Source organism: Streptomyces sp. NPDC087270 (genome assembly GCF_044744625.1).
Taxonomy (GTDB): Bacteria; Actinomycetota; Actinomycetes; order Streptomycetales; family Streptomycetaceae; genus Actinacidiphila.
This window is the reverse complement of the sequence record NZ_JBIUYR010000008.1, coordinates 312,810-330,846: the sequence shown is the minus strand read 5'-3', so window position 1 is coordinate 330,846 and position 18,037 is coordinate 312,810. Positions and strand designations below refer to the sequence as shown.

General features: G+C 72.6%; 12 protein-coding genes. 3 read left to right on the top strand and 9 right to left on the bottom strand.

The window, feature by feature from the left end; genetic code table 11:
- Positions 1-46 precede the first annotated feature (46 nt).
- From ACIPAE_RS18725 to ACIPAE_RS18695, 7 genes are all read right to left on the bottom strand, one after another.
- Complete coding sequence (locus tag ACIPAE_RS18725; RefSeq protein ID WP_402446401.1) at positions 47-2,362, bottom strand: family 20 glycosylhydrolase; 2,316 nt, start codon at positions 2,360-2,362, stop codon at positions 47-49.
- Positions 2,363-2,828: 466 nt separating this feature from the next.
- Complete coding sequence (locus ACIPAE_RS18720; protein ID WP_402446399.1) at positions 2,829-5,345, bottom strand: polysaccharide lyase 8 family protein; 2,517 nt, start codon at positions 5,343-5,345, stop codon at positions 2,829-2,831.
- 186 nt (positions 5,346-5,531) lie between these two features.
- Positions 5,532-6,548 carry a Gfo/Idh/MocA family protein gene (locus ACIPAE_RS18715; protein ID WP_402446397.1) on the bottom strand — a complete coding sequence of 339 codons (1,017 nt, stop codon included), beginning with the start codon at positions 6,546-6,548 and terminating at the stop codon, positions 5,532-5,534.
- Positions 6,545-7,681: a LacI family DNA-binding transcriptional regulator gene (locus ACIPAE_RS18710; protein WP_402446393.1), complete on the bottom strand. Its 1,137-nt coding sequence runs from the start codon at positions 7,679-7,681 to the stop codon at positions 6,545-6,547. The genes ACIPAE_RS18715 and ACIPAE_RS18710 overlap by 4 nt, the downstream gene beginning before the upstream one ends.
- A 29-nt stretch (positions 7,682-7,710) precedes the next feature.
- The gene (locus tag ACIPAE_RS18705) at positions 7,711-8,592 is read right to left on the bottom strand and encodes a carbohydrate ABC transporter permease (RefSeq protein WP_329361231.1); all 882 of its coding nucleotides are present in this window, start codon (positions 8,590-8,592) and stop codon (positions 7,711-7,713) included.
- 146 nt (positions 8,593-8,738) lie between these two features.
- Positions 8,739-9,758: a sugar ABC transporter permease gene (locus tag ACIPAE_RS18700; protein WP_329361233.1), complete on the bottom strand. Its 1,020-nt coding sequence runs from the start codon at positions 9,756-9,758 to the stop codon at positions 8,739-8,741.
- On the bottom strand, positions 9,755-11,107 hold the full coding sequence (locus ACIPAE_RS18695) for an ABC transporter substrate-binding protein (protein ID WP_329361235.1): 1,353 nt from the start codon (positions 11,105-11,107) through the stop codon (positions 9,755-9,757). The genes ACIPAE_RS18700 and ACIPAE_RS18695 overlap by 4 nt, the downstream gene beginning before the upstream one ends.
- A gap of 339 nt (positions 11,108-11,446) precedes the next feature.
- Between ACIPAE_RS18695 and ACIPAE_RS18690 the strand changes: the two genes are divergently transcribed.
- The gene (locus ACIPAE_RS18690; RefSeq protein WP_402446391.1) at positions 11,447-12,871 is read left to right on the top strand and encodes a sulfatase-like hydrolase/transferase; all 1,425 of its coding nucleotides are present in this window, start codon (positions 11,447-11,449) and stop codon (positions 12,869-12,871) included.
- Between the two features lie 28 nt (positions 12,872-12,899).
- Here ACIPAE_RS18690 and ACIPAE_RS18685 read toward each other — a convergent pair whose 3' ends face one another.
- Positions 12,900-14,222 (bottom strand): CynX/NimT family MFS transporter, encoded by a 1,323-nt coding sequence (locus tag ACIPAE_RS18685; protein WP_402446388.1) that lies wholly within the window; start codon positions 14,220-14,222, stop codon positions 12,900-12,902.
- A 140-nt stretch (positions 14,223-14,362) separates the two neighbouring features.
- Between ACIPAE_RS18685 and ACIPAE_RS18680 the strand changes: the two genes are divergently transcribed.
- Together ACIPAE_RS18680 and ACIPAE_RS18675 are read left to right on the top strand one after the other, a co-directional pair.
- Entirely contained in the window at positions 14,363-15,181 is an 819-nt protein-coding gene (locus ACIPAE_RS18680; protein ID WP_402446385.1) for an AraC family transcriptional regulator, read from the top strand.
- A 156-nt stretch (positions 15,182-15,337) separates the two neighbouring features.
- A complete protein-coding gene (locus tag ACIPAE_RS18675) occupies positions 15,338-16,603 on the top strand; it encodes a PQQ-binding-like beta-propeller repeat protein (RefSeq protein ID WP_366414472.1) in 1,266 nt (421 codons plus the stop codon).
- 114 nt (positions 16,604-16,717) lie between these two features.
- On the opposite strand, the gene ACIPAE_RS18670 is transcribed toward ACIPAE_RS18675, so the two are convergent.
- Positions 16,718-17,986 (bottom strand): peptidase S8, encoded by a 1,269-nt coding sequence (locus tag ACIPAE_RS18670; protein WP_402446382.1) that lies wholly within the window; start codon positions 17,984-17,986, stop codon positions 16,718-16,720.
- Between the last annotated feature and the right edge of the window lie 51 nt (positions 17,987-18,037).

Sequence of the window (18,037 nt, the reverse complement as noted above, 5' to 3'; positions counted from 1 at the left end):
CCGTCTCTTCCTCGTCTCGCCCCCGCCGCCCCCGCCTCGACCGGCCCTAGGCGATCTGCCAGAGCTGGAGCGGTGAACCGGTGTCCGCCTCCTGGGTCAGCAGGGCGCCGTCCGACGTGGAGGCGGTGGTCAGCAGCAGACCGCTCTTCTTGGCGACCAGGGCGTAGCCGCCGCTGCGCGGGGTCACGGTCCAGTGCTGGTTGTCGGCGTCGGTGCACGTCCACTGCAGGACGGCCGCGCCGGCCGCCGTCGATCCGCCGTCGACGTCGGCGCACAGGTGGGAGGAGCCGTTGACCAGGGAGTAGCTGCCGTCGGTGTGGTAGGTCAGCTGCCACTGCTGGTTGGCCGTGCCGCCCGGTGTCCACGTGATCAGCCGGGTGCCGGCGGCAGCCGAACTGCCGGGGTCGTCCATCGCCTTGCCCGCCGTGGTGAGGACGTGGGTGCCGCTGAACTGGCCGCCGTACACCTCGAAGGAGTAGAGCGAGTAGCCGTATGCGGACCCGCGCGCGGTGCCGTACACGCGCACGTAGCGTCCTGAGCCGGTCAGACCGGTCAGGTCCTGGACCCCGCCGGTGCCGGTGGTGGTGGAGTAGACGGTCCGCCAGGTGGTCGCGTCGTCGGAGACCTGGATCTGGAACGCCTTGCCGTAGGCGCTCTCCCAGCGCAGCACGACGCGGCTGACGGCCGTCGGGGAGCCCAGGTCGACCTGGAGCCACTGCGGGTCGCTGTAGGCGCTCGACCAGCGGGTGCCGGCGTCGCCGTCGGTCGCCGCGCTCGCCGGGAAGGCGCTGGTCTCGGTGCTGGACGCGGTGGTCGGCCTGCCCAGCGCGAGGTCGCTCTCGGTGGCTGCCGGCCAGGCCGGGTTGTGGCCGACCGCGGCGATGATCGCGGTGAACCCGGCATAGGTGCTGACGGGTTCGGGCGACCCCCAGGTCTGCTGGGCGAGGGCCCGTAGCGGGTACATGATGCCCGAGGCGATCTGGTCCTCGGTCTCGGCCGTGGGGTTGTCACACCAGACGTGGAGCAGCGAACCGCGGTTGCGGGCAGGGTCGCTGACGGTGTTCGAGCCCTGGAAGGTGTCGGGGGTCCAGTTCTCGTACATCCACTGGGTGTCGGGCTTGTCGCCGCCCAGCACGTAGTAGGTGGGCGTCCAGGAGTCGTTGGCGACGGTGTGGCCCGCGTCGACCAACTGCTGCGGGGTCAGGCCGTAGTCGTACCAGTACTCCACGATGATGTCGGCGTTCGGCGTGACCGTCCCGTCGCCCGACTTGATGCCGTCGTTCCACATGCGAGCGGTCTTGCCGCCGGCCCGGACCAGGGAGTCGGCCCAGTTCACATAGCCGTAGTAGGCGTCCTTGGCGGTGGCGGTGGCACCGTAGTGGGCGCGGGCGTAGGTCAGCAGTTGGGGGTACTGGCTGTAGTCCGTGACGTACTCGTCGGCGCCGATGTGCCAGTAGGGCCCGGGGAACAGCGGCAGGTACTCGTTGATCAGATCCCGCATGAGGGCGTAGGTGCCCGGCAGGGACAGGTCGATGAACTCGTTGCTCGCGACACCGGTGCTGCTGGTGAGCCGCAGTTCCGGATGGGCGGCCAGGATGGTGTTCATGTGGCCGGGGGCGTCGATCTCGGGCACGACCGTGACGTGGTACTCGGCGGCCACCGCGAGGATGTCCCTGATGTCCTGCTTGCTGTAGTGGTCGGGCGCGACGATCTCCGGGTGGGTGCTGCTCTCCAGCCGGAACCCGTAGGTGTCCGACAGGTGGAAGTGGAAGTAGTTGAGTTTCAGGTAGGCCATGTCCTTGATGTGCTGCTCGATCCAGCCGACGGTGAAGAACTTCCGTCCCGCGTCGATCATCAGGCCGCGTTCGGGCTTGGTCGGCGAGTCCAGCGCGGTGCCCGCCGGGATCGTCGAGGACTGGTGCAGCAGTTGCAGCACGGTGCGGGTGCCGTAGAACACGCCCGTGCCGGTGGAGCCCTGCAGGCTGACCGTCGCGCCGACGGTCATCCGGTAGCCCTCGGCGGGCAGCGAGGAGTCGCCGAGGGTCAGTGCGATGTCGCCGGCGGCGGCGGTGCCGGTCGCCACGGTTACGGTGCGGCCGGCCAGCTTGCCCAGGTCGTCGGCGAACGTGGCCGCCTCGCCCGCGAGTTGGGTGGCGTAGGCGGATGCGACGACGATCCGCGAGGTGGCACCGAAGGTGTACGCACCGGTCCCGGCCGTCCACTGGCGCAGCGCCGGGATGGTGTGCGGCGCCCCGGTGGCGGCCTGCGCGTGGTCCGCGCCGGTCAGCGACGGCACCACGAGCACCGCCAGCGCGCACGCCAGGGAGGCGACCAGCGCCACCAGATGCCTGAGCGTTCTCATGTGGTCCTCACAGGAGGTAGAGGGAGCTGCAGTTGGGGGGTGCATCTGTGCGCCTGACGGTTCGCGTCACGCGACCGAGATCGAGATCGAACAGGAACGAACATCGCGGACGGAGTTCCGCGCGGGAGCGAGGACTCCGTTCCCGCCTACGGACCACGGCAGCAGATCCGATCGCCGATAGTGCAGCGCAAGGATCATCCGGTGTCAACACACGCGCGAAAACTCGGCCGAACGATCAGCTTCGCGCAAACCGGCGCCCGCGATCGTCGATTCCCGCCCGGCATCGCGCACCGTGCGCATCGTCAGGGAGGGCCTTCACCCGCACCCGCACACCCCTTGACGGGGATGTGGACTAGACCACATCGTAGGACTGTCGTCCCGTCAAGGGGTGTCGGTTTGCGTTGGAGTCTGCTCGGCTGTGGCTGAAAGCGATCGCCGGTCGAAACGGGGGCCGGGGCCGGTGCCGCTACCGCGCGCTTCGCTGGGAGGGGTGCGAGCCGGGTGAGGAGCCGGCCGGCTTCGCCTGGGCGTCAGGGCGGCCGGGGTGCCGGTGAAGGGTGAAGGTGGCCTCCCGGGTGGCGCCGGCCGCGCCGGAGAGGTCGACGACGAGGGTCAGGCCCGGTGCCGACCGGGCCACGGTGACCGCGTCGTCGCCGCTCACCAGGGTTCCGCCCAGGGCGAGTTGGACCGTGACGGTGGAGGCCGCGCGGGAGGGGTCGGAGACTCCCACGAGCAGGTGACCGCCGGCCTGCCGGGTGAGGACGGAGCAGGGCGCGGAGACCGTGATGCCGCCGGCGGAGCCCGCGGCGAAGAAGTTCGCCGCGGTCACGCCGCTCGCGCTGTCCCGGACCGCCTGGACGGAGGCGGTGTTGGACAGCACGGTGACGGTGGGCCTCGCGGCGCGCCTCGCCGTCGCCGCCGCGCTCGCACCGGGCAGCAGGACGTAGGCGTACGAGGCCGAGGCCGGCGCGGTGCCGTGCGGCAGGCACAAGGAGACGTACCGGCGGGTCAGCGAATCGGGCGTGCCGGACACCGTGTTGATGTCGCTCCAGGCGCCGACGCGGGACGTGCGGGCCGCCTGCACGGTGGCGCCGCCCGGGAACAGGTAGCCGCCGACGTCCGCCAGATGGGCCCAGGACCTCACGGACCGGGTGCTCGTCCATCCGGCCGTGCCCGGCTGGGCGACGCCGTCGATCGTGAGGACGTTGGTGCCGTTCTCGTGCAGGTTGCGGTTCTCCACGGTGGTGACCACCTCGGCTCCGCTTCCGCCGCTGATGCCGGCGCCGAGGCAGACCACGGAGTCGTCCAGGAAGAACCAGGACTTCTTGGCGGTCAGGGTGGAGCCGTACTGCTGGAAGTCCATCCCCGCGCAGCCGTACCCGCCCGCCGGGCTCGCTCCTCCGACCCAGGTGGCGGTGGGCCGGGTCCCGGTGCCGGCCGCGTCGGCGAGGGTGAGGGTGTCGACGGTGGTGCCGGGCAGCCGGGTCGGGTCGACGGTCGGCCAGTAGGCGTCGGTGTAGTGGCTCGGGTCGGCGGCCAGGTAGAGGTAGCCCATGCCGTCGCCGGTGTGCCAGCCGTGCAGGTTCTCGCCGTTCATCGACTCGTACCGGGCCACCCGGGCCGAGGACATCGCGAGGGCGTGCGCCCAGCCCTCGCGGCGGTGCACGGCCCGGTCCATGGCGGGGAACTGGACGTGCCCGGGGAGTTCCGCGGCGGGAGCGAGGGAGGCGTCGTCGAGGACCGGCTGTGCCAGCGCGATGGCCGGCACGGTCGCGGTGTCGGCGAACGGCGCGTAGGCCTCGCCTCGGGTGATCCAGCCCTTCGCCAGGCTCTTGAAGTGGTCGGCCTGCGCGGGGGTCGGGGCGGACGCGGCGGCTCGCAGGACGGACTGGATGACGAGGTTGCCGTCGGCGAAGTCCGTTTCGGCCGGGCGGCTGACGGCTCTGCCGCGGACGGCGTCCATGCACAGCCCGTTCCATATCCACGGCCGGAAGGCGTTGTCGACCGAGGTGTACACGTTCGCCGCCGACGGGTCGGTGATCGCCCAGCCGGAGCCGGTGAGGAGCTGGAAGAGGGCGGCGAGGTCGCGCAGCAGGACCATGCCGTAGGTGCCGGTGTAAGGGATGTAGGTGTGCTGGACGAACGAGCCGTCGGCGTACAGGCCGTCCCCGGAGGTGACGTACGGGAACACGTCGGAGAGGGCGGCGACCGCCGTGGTGAGGCGTTCGCTGCTGCCGCCGAGGATGCCGCGCACGGCGACGACCTGGCACAGGTCGACCCGGTTGGCTCCGGTGGAGGTCGACCGGGTGCTGCCGTACTTGTTGAACTTGGGGTCGGGGACGAAGTGGTCGACGGCGGCGAGGTGGTTCGCGAGCTGCGCCGGTGACAGCAGGGGGTACACCAGGATGGCCGCGCTGGTCAGGGCGGCGGGCACACCGATCTCCCACTCCCACCAGTTGCCGAACTCTTCGGTGTCGGCGTTGTACGCCTGCGTGTGGAGGAAGTCGAGACCGTCGACGATCGCCGCGCCGAGCGCGGGGTCGCCGTGCAGGGTGCGCCCGCTGCCGTCGGTGGCGGTGGTGCCGGGGGTGGCGTACGCGGTCGCCATGGTCGCCAACTGCTTGTGGCCGTCGGTGATGTTGGCCGGGACGGTGAGGGTCTGTCCCGGCCAGAGCGAGTTCGCGGAGGTGTCGGCGGCCAGGGTGTTCCACAGGCCGGTGGCGGTGGTGGACAGGTCGGACAGGGCGGTGGCGTACGCGTCGTCGGTGGGGTCGATCGCGCCGCCGGTGAGGATCTCGGCCCACAGCGAGCGCAAGGTGGCGTAGGCGTCGTCGGTCGTGGCGGACGTCGCCGTGGCGGACGCGGCCGTGGAAGACGCGGCGCCGGGGCCGAGTTGGAGCGCGCCGGTCAGACCGCCGAGCGCGACCGCGGCCGCGGTCAGGAAGCCGCGGCGGCTGACGGGTGGAGTGGTGTTCTCGTGCATGGTGTTCCTCCGCTGCGTGATGGGGTGGCGAGGGACATGGCGAGGGACGCGCGGGACCGCCGCGCGCAGGGGAGAGCCGCGGGAGAACCGCGGGGTGGGGAAGGTGGTGGGCGGCGGGCCGGCACCGGGGCCGCGCCGAGTGGCCGCCGCGGCGGCCTCGGCGGCGGGCCGGCCCGCCGTGCGGGCTCAGCCGACGGGGGTATGCGCGGGGGCCGTCCGGACGGCCCGGCCGCCGTCGGCGCAGGAGGCGTAGACGGCTTCGATGGTCTCGACGACCTGCCGGCCGTGGGCGGCGGGGACCGCGGGGGGCTGTTCCCCCCGGACCGCCGCGGCGAACGCGGCCAGTTGGTCGAGGAAGGCGGTGGGCACGTCGTCGGCGCGGTCCTCGGCCAGGAGCACCGGGCCGGTGCCGTCGTCGGGATGGAGCACCGCGCCGGTGCCGCGGGCCACCCGGATGGTGCCGCGTTCGCCGATGACGGTCAGCTCGTCGCGGGCGGGAAGCAGGGTGCTGGTGACGGTGATGTGGCCGACCACCCCGTCCCCGAGGTCGAGCCGGGCCAGGACGTCGGTCTCCACCGGCAGGTCTCCGCGGCGGACGGCGGTCGCGGCCACCGCCACCGGGCGCCGGCCGGTGAGCCACAGCAGCCGGTCCACGCAGTGGGTGCCGATGTTGATGAACACGCCGCCGCCGGAGATCGCCGGGTCGAAGAACCACGACGGCCGGCTGCCGCGGCGGTAGTCGGTGCTGCGCCAGTCGTGGACGGCGAGCACTTCCCCGACGGTGCCCGCGTCGAGGGCGGCCTTGGCCGCGGCGACCGGGGGCAGGAAGTGCTGGATGTGCCCGACGAACAGCACGACACCGTTGTCCGCGCAGGCGGCTTCCATGACGGCGCAGTCCTCGGAGCGCGTGGCCATGGGCTTTTCGACCAGCACGTGCAGGCCTGCCGCCGCGCTGCCGGTGACGATGTCGGTGTGCAGGGCGTGCGGGGTGTTGACGACGACGGCGTCCACCGTGCCGGAGGCGATGAGGTCGCGGTGGTCGGTGAAGACCGCGGCGCCCAGCGGCCCGGCGACGCGGTGCGCGGTCTCGGCGAGGAGGTCGCAGACGGCCGTCACCCGTACGCCCGGGGTGGCGGTGGCGGCCTCGGCGTGCAGCACTCCCACGGCGCCGGCGCCGATCAGGCCGAGCCTTGTGTCGGTCACGTGGTGCTCTCCTCGGGTGTCGTGGTCACGGTGGTCGTGGTTTCGGTGGTCGTGGTCGCGCTGTCCTGCGCGGCTCCGCAGGACTGCCGGACGATGATGGTGGGGCGCAGCAGGACCCGGCTGCGGGGCAGTTCCGGGTCGTCGAGCCGGCGCAGCAGCGTGGCCGCCGCGGCCTTGCCGAGCTGTCGTTTGGGGGGCGCCACCGCGGTCAGCGGGATGTCGGCCATGTCGGCGATCTCGTCGTCGTAGGCGACCAGGGCGAGATCGCCGGGCACGGTGAGGCCGGCGCGGCGGGCGGCGCCGAGCAGCAGCGCGGCCTGCCGGTCGCCGAAGCAGACGGCGGCGGTCACCTCGGCGTCGCGCAGCGCGGCGAGGCACCGGTCGGCGGCCGCCGGGCTCCACTCCTGGCGGGCGGCGCGGAACTCCACGGTGGCCAGGCCCCGTTCGCCGGCCGCCTGGTGGAAGCCCTCGGCCACCGGGCCGGAGGTGGGGCTGGGGTCGCGCAGGACGAGGCCGATCGCCCGGTGGCCGAGGCCGGCGAGGTGGCGGACCGCGTCGTAGGCGCCGGCCTCGTGATGGGTGCAGACGTACTCGTTGGTGCCCTCCAGGGCGGCGTCGCGCCGTTCGACCAGGACGGTCGGCACGGGCAGCGCCGCCAGCCGCGCGAGGTACTCCCGGGCCGGTTCGGGTCCGCCCAGGGTGGGGACGAGCAGCAGGCCGTCGACTCCGGCCTCCAGCATGTCCGCCACGTCCTTGGCCTCGCGTTGCTGGTCGTAGCCCGAGCAGGCGAACAGCAGCCGGGCGCCGGCGGCGGAGAGGGTCTCCTCGATGCCCCGCAGCACCTTCGGGTAGTAGAAGGCCGTGTCGGGGACGCTGACGCCGACCAGTGCGCGGCCGGGTCCCGGGGCGCTCGGCGGTACGACGAAGGTGCCCGAGCCCTGCCGCCGTACGACGAGCCCCTCGGCGACGAGCTCGTCCACGGCGCGGCGCACCGTGCTCACCGAGGTGCCGCTGCTGTGCGCGAGTTCCTTCTCGGTGGGCAGCCGGCCGTCGGGCGGCCAGACGCCCTGGCGTACGCGCTGCCGCAGCTCGGTGGCGAGTTGACGGAACTTCAGGTCGCGGGCTCCGGTCATGGTGGTCCTCAATCCCCCTGCGGTTCGGCTCACTTGACTGAGCCGACGGTCATTCCTTCGATGATCCGGCGGCCCAGCCATACGTAGCAGGCGAGCACGGGAAGGACGACCAGGGCCACGCCGGCGAACAGGCCGCCCCAGTCGGCACCGTTGTACTGCATCTGCTGGAGGAAGCCGAGCAGGGCCAGGGACAGGGTCTGGTGGTCGGTGGTCTGCACGAAGACGAGGGCGAAGACCGTCTCTCCCCAGTGCTGGATGATGTTGAGGATCAGCACGGTGATCAGCCCGCCGCGCGCCATCGGCAGCATGATCTGCCAGAAGGTGCGCAGCGGCGTGGCTCCGTCGAGTGCGGCCGCCTCCTCCAACTCCACCGGGAGGGTGGCGAAGAAGCCGGTGAGGAAGAACACGGCGAACGGCAGCGAGGTCGCCACGTACACCACGATCAGGCCGAACAGGCTGTTCACCAGCTGGAGTTGGTTCATGAACACGAACAGCGGCAGCATCACCATCTGGGCGGGGATGCCGAGTCCCAGGGCGAAGAAGAGGGTGAGCCCGGAGTTGAGCCGTGTGGTGATCCGGCTCAGGGCGTAGGCGGCGGGCGCGGCCAGCAGCACGGTGACCACCGCGGTGCCGCCCACGACGACGACCGTGTTGAGGGCGGCCTGGCCGAACTGCCCCTCGTTCCAGGCCCGGGCGTAGTTCCCCCAGTTCGGGGTGTGCGGGAACCGCCAGGGCGAGCTGAAGATCGCGTCGGAGGTCTTCAGGGACGACAGCAGCAGCCAGAGCGCGACGAAGATGTTGAAGGCGGCGAACAGCCAGACCAGGGGTACGCCGAGCACCCGGCCGGCGGTGAGCCGGCGCAGCCGGCGGGCGATCGGGCCGGGTGAGCGGCCGGGACTGGCGACAGCCATCGGGGATGACCTCCGTGACGGGGGTGTGGAACGGTCGGGGCCGGGTGGTGTCCGGTGGAGCCGGCGGGTGTTGCGGTGCGGCCGGGTGGTGTCCGGTGGAGCCGGACCAGCGCTGCTCGGCACCGCGCGGTACCGGCCGGCGCTGCTCAGTACTGCACGGAGTCGCGGCGCATGAAGCGGCGGATCAGGACGACGAGCACCCCGACGAGGGCGAGCATGACCACGGCGCTCGCGGCGGCGGAGCCGTAGCGGGGTACGCCGCCGGACGCGAACGCCTCGCCGTAGGTGTACAGCGCGGTGTTCCACACACCGGTGTCGGGCATCTGCCCGGCGGCACCGGCGAAGGCGTAGATGAACTCGAAGACCTTCACCGCCGAGATGGTCCACAGCACCGCGCACATCCCGACCACGTCCCACATCAGCGGGAGGGTGACGTGCCGGAACTTCTGCAGGGTGTTGGCGCCGGCCAGGTCGCAGTCCTCGTACAGCTCCGGCGGGATCTGGTCGACGGCGGCCATCAGGATGGTGGTGTAGAAGCCGGTGGAGGTCCACACCAGGCCGATCATGATGACCTTGAACAGGTTCCCCTGGCCGAGCCAGTTGGGCGAGGGCAGGCCGGTGGCCTTCGTGACGGAGTCGACGAGCCCGCCCTGCTGGAAGAGGAAGCCCCACAGGATCGCGATGACCACGCTGGGCACGATGTTGGGGAAGAAGAGGATGGAGCGGGCGGCCTTGCGGCCCTGCATCTCGCGCAGCACCATCGTCAGCCCGAAGGAGACCAGGAAGGTCAGCCCGCCCGCACCGAAGATGATCCAGAGGGTGTTGGTGAAGGAGTGCCGGAACGTCGGGTCCTGGAACAGCCGGCGGTAGTTGTCCAGGCCGGTGAAGCTCATCGGGCCCGCGCCGGCCCACTTGTTGAGGCTCAGCCAGAGGGTGAACAGCGACGGGCCGGCGAAGAAGACGACGTAGACCAGCGCGGCGGGCAGCAGCAGCGGCCAGAAGAGCTTCTTGCGGCGGGCGGTGAGCGGGCTGTGCCGGGTCTCCCCCGGCCCCGGGGCAGCGGGCCGCCGCCGGGCGGTGGTGGACCGGCGCCGCCCGGTGGTGGACCGGCGCCGCGCCGAGGCGCTGCCGGGCGGCTCGGGGCGGAGCGTGTCGGCGGCCGTCACGAGGCCGTCTTCCAGTAGGAGGCGGAGTTCGAGGCCAGCTTGGAGGCGAAGGACGTCGCGGTGAGGTGGCCGGTGAGGAAGCTGGTGTTCAGCGGCAGGAACACCTTGGTGTACCACTCGGCGGCGGTCTCCTTCACTCCGTCCAGGGTCTTGACGGCGTTGCCCGCGGTGAGCGCCTTCTGCGCGTCGGCCAGTTCGGCGGGGGCGTCGATGTCCGCGCGCGGGGTGATGTTCTTGGCCTGGGTGGCGATGCCCTGGAGGTGTTCCTTGGCGAGGAAGTACGCGATGAACTTCTGCGCGGCGGCGGCGTGCCTGGCCTTCTTCGGTATGGAGAAGCCGATGAGGGAGATGTCCTGGGAGGTGTCGCCGCCCTGGGCGAAGGCCGGGAAGGGGAAGGAGCGGTAGCGGAAGTCGGAGGAGGCGAAGGTCGACGTCTCGCTGGGCGCGAAGGTGCCCAGGAGCAGGAAGTCGGACTTGCCCTTGGCCCACTTCTGCTGCACGGCGGGCCACTTGGAGCCGTCGTACCCCTTGGTGAAGTCGTCCGCGGAGACGAGGTCCTCGACGTGGCGCAGCGCGGCCACGAAACCGTCCGCCTTCAGCAGCGCGCCGCTCTTGTCGGCGGCGGCCTTGCCGAAGGCGCCGGGGCCCAGGCCGCGCAGGACGGCGTAGTACGTCCAGTAGGCGGCGTAGTCGGGGACGTCGGCGTCGAGGGCGAGGGGGCCGCCGCCGCGCGCGGACTTGCGGGTGGCCAGCAGTTCGCTGAACTCCGCCCAGGTGGCGGGGGGCCGGGCGGCGACGTCGGGCAGGGCGTGGCCGTCGTACCAGATCTGGGTGGTGATGATCTCGTAGGGGATCTGCCACAGGGTGCCGGCGGTGGTGCTGAGGCCGTGGTACTTGGCGGGGACGACGCTGCCGACGGTGTGGCCGCTCTCGCCGGGGATCGGCAGGTCCAGGACCGGGGTGAGGTCGAGGGCCTGGCCGGTGGCCTGGAGCTGGGCGTAGGCGAAGCGGTCGGCGGAGTCGACGAGGTCGGCGGGGACGTTCCCGGTGTTGAGCGTGGGCGCCAGTTGCTGGACGACCTGGCGGCCCTTCCACTGGACGCTCACCTTGATCCCGGTGTCCTTGGTGAACTGCGCGATCGCGGCCTGGAGCACCTTGGCCTGGGGTTCGTTCTGCTTCCACATCGACCAGTAGGTGAACGAGGACGCGCCGCCCCCGCCCGACGACGAGTTCGACCCGCAGGCGGCGGTCAGTCCGGCCGCCGCGGCGAGCGCCGCGCCGAGAACGGCACGGCGGGAGAGTGGACGGCCGGACTCTGCGGCGGCCGTGGACTGTCGGACAGCGGACATACCTGCACTCCTCGGGTGGCGGTGACCCTGGGTCGGGGAAGGCGTGGCCATATGATTGCCGCAAGTCATCGGACGGATCAAGCGGTCTTTGAGGATATGAATTACGGATGACTCAGCGGTTCAGCGGAATTGTTGCCGCAATGTGTCGCCCCACCGAGTGAACCCCCGGGAAAGTCATCGGTGATTCATATCCTCAGAGCGATTGACTCGTCAGGACGTCGGCACCGAGCATGTGAGGCACCCGCGGGCCGGTTCCATCTCGCGGCCTCAGCCGCGGCCACACCCGCACCCGCACCCGCACTCGCACCCACGTATCTCGCATCACGCCCAGGGAGACCCATGGCAAGCCACGATCCGGACCGCCCCAACGTGCTGCTGATCCTCTCCGACGATCAGGGCCCCTGGGCCATGGGCTGCGCCGGCAACCACGAGATCCACACCCCGCGGCTGGACGCCCTGGCGGCGAGCGGCGTTCTCCTCGACCGCTTCTTCTGCACCTCGCCGGTCTGCTCACCGGCCCGCGCCTCCCTGTTCACCGGCCAACTGCCCTCCCAGCACGGCGTCCACGACTGGCTCTCCTACCATCACGCCGGCCGCACGGGCGTCGACTTCCTGGCCGGCCGGACCCTCTTCACCGACCTGCTCGCCGACGCCGGCTACCGGCTCGGCCTCAGCGGAAAATGGCACCTCGGCGCCAACGACAAGCCCCGCCCCGGCTTCGTCCACTGGTACGCCCACGAGAGCGGCGGCGGCCCGTACCGCGGGGCGCCGATGTACCGCGACGGGGTCCGCACCGAGGAGCCCGACTACCTCACCGACGCCCTCGCCGCGGACGCCGAACGGTTCCTCGTCGCCGAGGCGGAGCGCCCCGAACCCTTCCACCTCTCGCTGCACTTCACCGCGCCGCACAAGCCCTGGAAGGGTCAACACCCCAGCCAGTACACCGAGTTGTACGAGGACTGCGCCTTCGAGACCTGCCCTCAGGGCCCGCCGCACCCCTGGCAGCCGCTCGACGAGGACGGCGCCCCGGTCGGCGGCGAGAGCGATACCCGGCAGGCGCTCATCGGCTACTTCGCGGCGACCACCGCGATGGACGCCGCCATCGGCCGGGTCCTGGACCGGCTCGACGCGCTCGACCTCACCGGTTCGACGCTGGTGGTCTTCACCAGCGACAACGGCTTCAACGCCGGCCACCACGGCATCTGGGGGAAGGGCAACGGCACCTTCCCCCAGAACATGTACGACAGTTCGGTGCTGGTGCCCTTCATCGCGGCGCAGCCCGGCCGCATCCCCGGCGGGCGCGTCTGCGACGCCCTGCTGTCGCAGTACGACGTCCTGCCCACCCTCGTCGACCACCTCGGCCTGGACCACACCCCCGACCCCCAGCTGCCGGGCCGTTCCTTCGCCCGCCTGCTCGGCGACGCCGACCACGTCTCCGGCCATGACCGCGTGGTCGTCTACGACGAGTACGGTCCCGTCCGGATGATCCGCACCAGGGACCGGAAGTACGTGCACCGCTACCCGCACGGCCCGCACGAGTTGTACGACCTCGCCGCCGACCCCGGCGAGGAGCGCAACCTCGCCGACTCGCCCGAGCACGCGCGGACCCGCGCGGAGCTGGCGGCCCGCCTGGACGAGTGGTTCGCCCGCTACGTCGACCCCGCCCTCGACGGCGCCCGCCTCCCCGTCACCGGCAGCGGCCAGCGCACTCCGGTGACCCCGGGTTCGCTCGCGACCGCCTTCGAGCCGCCGCCGGGCAGCTGAACGCGGGCCGCCTCGGCGGGTCTTGCAGTCAGCCGCGACCGCCGGGCGCGCGGCCGCCGGGCACCCGGCCCTCCGGCACGGAGCGTTCGGGCACGGAGCGTTCCAGCACGTGGCGTTCGCGGCTCGCGAGCACTCCGGCCCCCAACTGCAGGACGAGCAGGCCGATGAGCGCCATGAGCGGGATGCCCCACCCCCCGGTCGCGGAGTGCAGTGCGCCGAGGCCGACGGGGCCCAGGCCGGCCAGGAGGTAGCCGAGCCCCTGGGCCATCATCGAGACGTGGCCGGTGTGCCGGGCGTCGGGCGAGCGCCGGACGATGTAGGTGAGGGCGAGGCTGAGGGAAGCCCCCTGGCCGAGCCCGAGCATGGTCATCCACAGGTACGCCGCCGGCAGCGGGGCCACCGCGAGCCCGCCGAAGGCGGCCCCGGTCAACACGGCGGCGACCGCGACCGGAAGCCACGTCGGACGTGCCCACCGGGCGATCGCGGGCGTCACGAGCGAGACGGCGATGGCGGGGAAGGCCGAGTACGACAGCATCCAGCCGGCCGTGTGCGCGTCCATGCCCGAGTCCTGGAACAGGGTGGGGACCCAGGTCAGGGCCGCGTAGTAGCTCATGCTCTGCAAACCCATGAGCGCGGTCACGGCGAGGGCGACCGGATCGCGGAGCAGGACGCGGACGGAGGGCTCGCCTGCGGCCGACGGGGCATCGGCGACGTCGCGGGTCCGGGAATCGCGGACGGGGGCGTGCCGCAACTGCGGGACGAGGACGAGGAAGGCGAGCAGGGCGGGGATCGCCCACAGCCCCAGGGTGGGGCGCCAGCCGCCGCCGACCAGGGAGAGCAGCGGCACCGTGACGCCCGAGGCGAGGGCGGCGCCGGCGGACAGCGCCGTCGAGTACAGGCCCATCATCAGGCCGAGGCGGTGCGAGAAGTCCCGCTTGATCACGGCCGGCATGATCACGTTGGCGATCGCGATCGCCGCACCGATGACGACGGTGCCGGCGAAGAGCCCGGCGAGGCCGGGCTGGAGCCGCAGCGCGATCCCGGCGGCCAGCGCGACCATCGTCGCTCCGAGCAGCCGGTGCAGGCCCAGTCGGCGGCTCAGCGCCGGGGTGACGAAGGCGAAGGCGCCGAAGGCGACGACGGGGATGGTGGTGAGGAGACTGACGACGACCTCGGACAGGCCGAGGTCCGCCTTGATGTCCGACAGCACCGGGCTGACCGAGGCGACACCGATGCGCAGGTTCAACGCGGCCGTCAGCAGGCCCACGGCCGACAGGACGGCGCCGAGCCTGCCGCGGGCGCTGGTGCCGGGCCGGGTCCGGGGCGGCGGTTCTTGGAGGAGACGGGTCATCTGGGCTGTCCTTTCGGTCCCCGGCCGGCCGGGGCGCTCCTGGGCGTAGCCCGAGGTCGGCCGCCACGTGGGTGGCGCTGGGCTACGGCTCCAGTCCATCCGAGCGCCCCCAGGGCGACCAACTGATAACCTGACGAAAGATGCCCAAAACCCGCCACGCGCCGATGCCGCTCGACCAGGTCCTGCGCGAACACGCCCTCCTGCTCGGCCACGACGAGCGCACCCCCGAGCACACCCACACCCGCGGGCACCTGGTGTATCCCGCGACGGGCGTGCTCTCGCTCGTCACCTCGGTGGGTTCGTGGATCGCCCCGTCGAACCGGGTGGTCTGGATTCCCGCGGCCTTCGCGCACCAGCACCGGGCGCACGGCCAGACCGACATGCGGATCGTCTTCCTGGCGCCGAGCCTGGCCGCCCTGCTGCCGGCGCATCCCGCGGTACTGGTCATGACACCGCTGGCACGTGAGGCCGCCTTGGCGCTGACCGGCTCCGAGCAGCGTTCCGCGGGGGCGCGCTCGCGGCTGCGCCGGGTCATCATCGACGACGTCGCCACCGCGCCCGAACAACCGCTGCACCTTCCCGAGCCGCACGACGACCGGCTCCGCGCCGTCGTCGCCCTCGTGGAGGAGGGGATGTCGAGCCCCCTGACGCTCGGCGAGCTCGGGCACCGGGTCGGCGCCAGCGAACGCACGCTCAGCCGGCTCTTCCAGCAGGAGACCGGGATGAGCTTCCCCCAGTGGCGCACCCAGCTCCGCGTGCACCACGCGCTTCTGCTGCTCGCCGCCGACGTCTCGGTCATCCACACCGCGACCGCCTGCGGATGGGCGAACCCGAGCGCCTTCATCAACGCGTTCACCGCGCTCGTCGGGCAGACACCCGGCCAGTACCAGCGGGTGCTCCGGGACGACGCGAAGACGGTCCGGCAGGGCGGCAACCGCCGCTCCGGGCACGTGCGTTAGCGGCCGGTACGGCGGCGTCCTGGGCAAGGCCGGTCGCCCGGCGGCGCATTCACGGCGGAGCCGAACCGCGCGGGCCGCCGCGGACGGCGAGGTCGGGGCCCGGGCACGGGGCCGGTCTCGTAGGCTGGCCGGATTCGTCGGGACGAGGGGGGCAGGATGGACAGGAGAGCTCTGGGCACGGTCGTGGCCGCGGTGGTGGCCGCGCTGGCCGTGGGCGGCTGGCTGGCGTTGCGTGCGGGGAACCCGTATCACGAGCATGTCGGCGGCGCGCAGGGGGCGTTCCCGACGGCGCTGGGCAGCGGGGCACCGGCCGCGCCGGACCGGGTGCTGCGGCGGACCTCGCAGTCGTACGGCGTCGACGGCGGGCTGTCCGTCGACGAGACGGACGACGGCGTCGCCGCGCACGACCTGCGCACCGGCAAGGAGTACTGGCACTACGGCCGTTCCGGCACCGAGTTGGGCACCGTCGGCCTCACCGGCAGCGGTGGCACCGTCGCCACCTGGTGGAAGGACGGGACGGTCGTCGGGACCGACGTCAGGACCGGGAAGCCGCGCTGGCATGCGAAGGTGACCTACGGCAAACCCGCCGGGTCCTCCGACACGTTCGCCGCGCTCGATGTGGTGAGCGGGCTGGTGGTCGTGGAGAGCAGGGACGCGATCACGGCGTTCGCCGAGGACAGCGGGAAGCGGGTGTGGCGCGGCGCCGTCCCGAAGGGCTGCCGGCTCAGCTCGGGCGGGGTGTTCGCGATGCGCGGCGCGGTGGTGGCTCGGGCGGAGTGCGCCGGAACGGGCAAGGCCGGCGACGACCTGCCGCTGATCGCGTTCGACACCCGCCGCGGCACGGTGCGCTGGAAGGTGGACAGCGGGCTGAACCGGCTGCGACCGGTCGACGACCACACCCTGGTGACGTCGCTGTGGACCCGGGACGGGATCGGCGCGGTGGTGGACGTCTCGGGCCGCACGCCGCGGGTCACCACCTGGCCGGTCCCCGCGCTCCACCCCACGGAGGCGGCCGGCGACGGGATCATGCTGTGCGCCGACAACACCGCCGGGTCCTCCGACGGCACGCTGGTGGCCTACGACGTCGCCGACCGTACGAAGCACTGGACACGCCGCCCGGCGAAGGACACCCGGCTCGGCCCGCCGCTGATCGAGGACGGCCGCGTGTACGTCGTCCAGCAGCCCCTGCTGCCGAGGAGCGGGACACCCAAGGCCGTGGCCTCGGACCTGCTGGTCCTCGACGCCCGGACCGGGCGGCAGCTCCACTCCACGCGGCTGCCTCCGGTCCGGCCCGCGTCGGGCGAGACCGGTGACACCTTCGCCGCGCTGACGCCCTGGCAGGCCGTCGACGGCGTGGTGGCCGTCCAGTGGACCGGGATGTTCTCCGGCACCGACGACGATCTGCTCGTTCTGGCCCAGTGACCCCACTGGGGTGCGGGGGCGGGGGCGCGTGCGGCACCGGTCGTGGCGCGCTCCCGCGGCCGGTGGCCGGTTCGGCCGGGGGCCGCGGGAGCGCACGGGGCGTCAGAGGGCCGGTCAGAGGGCCGCGGTTCCCAGCGGGGTGCCGTTGCCGGTGGGTCCGTCGTAGCCGGGCCCGGCCGTGCACTGGTAGTCCCCGCCGCAGTCGGTGGAGGTGACGTTGCTGCCGGTGGTCACGTCGTTCAGACCGGTGGTGGCGGTGTAGAACGAGGAGGCGTCGGGGAAGGCGGCGGGGTTCCCTGCCACGGCTATCGCTCCGGCGAGGAACGGCGACGCGGCGCTGGTGCCCCCGACCACGACCCAGCCGCCGGTCTTGTTGTCGGTGTCGTAGACGGCCAGCCCGGGGTTCGGGTCGGCCACGGAGGAGATGTCGGCGACCATCCGGCCGGGGCAGTTGGCGTCGTGCTGCCAGGCCGGTTTGTCCACCCAGGCCGAGCAGCCGCTTCCGGCGCCCTGCCAGGCCGACTCCGTCCAGCCGCGCGCGGTGCCCGGGGCACGGGTCAGGGTGGTGCCGCCCGCGGCGATCACGGTGGGATACACCGCCGGGGTGTTCGGGATGCCGTAGCCGCTGTCACCCGAGGAGGCCAGGATCGCCACGCCCGGGTGGGAGTAGGAGGCGGCGTACGGTTGCATGCCGTTCTGCTCGGTCGCGCCGTAGCTGTTGGACACTTCGGTGGCGCCGGCGGTGACAGCGGTGTCCACGGCGGCGGCCAGGCTGGGGATGCCGGCGTCGTCGCCCTCGACGAGCATGACGTGGCACGCCGGGCAGGCCGCGGAGGCGGCGTCCAGGTCGAGGGAGATCTCCACGCTCCACCGCAGGTCCGCGGGGAGCGGGCTGGTCTGGCCGCGCTGGTTGAGGATGCTCAGGCAGCCGTTCGCGACGGTGCAGGGCGGCAGTCCGTAGGTGGAGCGGTAGACGGCCAGGTCGGCTTCGGCGGACGGGTCGCCGCCGGCGTCGACCACGGCGACGGTCTGGTCCGCGCCGCCGGTGGACGGCAGTTGGTAGGCGTCGCGCAGGTCCGCGGGGCCGTAGCCCGGGGGCAGCGCGGCGGCCGCGCTGCCCGCCGACGCGTGCGCGGCCGGTCCGCGCACACCGGTGCCGGTGTGGACGTCGGTCCGGATCTGCGCCAGGCAACGTGCTTGTCCCGGCCCGGCCGGCCCGCACACCTGCCGGACCGGGGCGGCGGCGGAAGCCGCCGGCCGGTCGGCGGAGGCGCCTGCGGCACGGGCGTGGGCGCTCGCGGCGCCGACGGGTAACACCGCTGTCGCCAGGGCCGCCAGGGAGACGAGGAGTGTGCGCCCGTAGCGGGCGTGGAGGTGTCGCATGAAGGGTTCTCCGGGTCCGCGGCGGGCCCGGTCACCCGGGCCCGCCGGCTG

Coding starts and splice junctions, on each gene's coding strand:
- ACIPAE_RS18675 (WP_366414472.1), top strand. CDS start 15,338: ATGGACAGGAGAGCTCTGGGCACGGTCGTGGCCGCGGTGGTGGCCGCG.
- ACIPAE_RS18725 (WP_402446401.1), bottom strand. CDS start 2,362: ATGAGAACGCTCAGGCATCTGGTGGCGCTGGTCGCCTCCCTGGCGTGC.
- ACIPAE_RS18690 (WP_402446391.1), top strand. CDS start 11,447: ATGGCAAGCCACGATCCGGACCGCCCCAACGTGCTGCTGATCCTCTCC.
- ACIPAE_RS18705 (WP_329361231.1), bottom strand. CDS start 8,592: ATGGCTGTCGCCAGTCCCGGCCGCTCACCCGGCCCGATCGCCCGCCGG.
- ACIPAE_RS18685 (WP_402446388.1), bottom strand. CDS start 14,222: ATGACCCGTCTCCTCCAAGAACCGCCGCCCCGGACCCGGCCCGGCACC.
- ACIPAE_RS18680 (WP_402446385.1), top strand. CDS start 14,363: ATGCCCAAAACCCGCCACGCGCCGATGCCGCTCGACCAGGTCCTGCGC.
- ACIPAE_RS18670 (WP_402446382.1), bottom strand. CDS start 17,986: ATGCGACACCTCCACGCCCGCTACGGGCGCACACTCCTCGTCTCCCTG.
- ACIPAE_RS18720 (WP_402446399.1), bottom strand. CDS start 5,345: ATGCACGAGAACACCACTCCACCCGTCAGCCGCCGCGGCTTCCTGACC.
- ACIPAE_RS18695 (WP_329361235.1), bottom strand. CDS start 11,107: ATGTCCGCTGTCCGACAGTCCACGGCCGCCGCAGAGTCCGGCCGTCCA.
- ACIPAE_RS18710 (WP_402446393.1), bottom strand. CDS start 7,681: ATGACCGGAGCCCGCGACCTGAAGTTCCGTCAACTCGCCACCGAGCTG.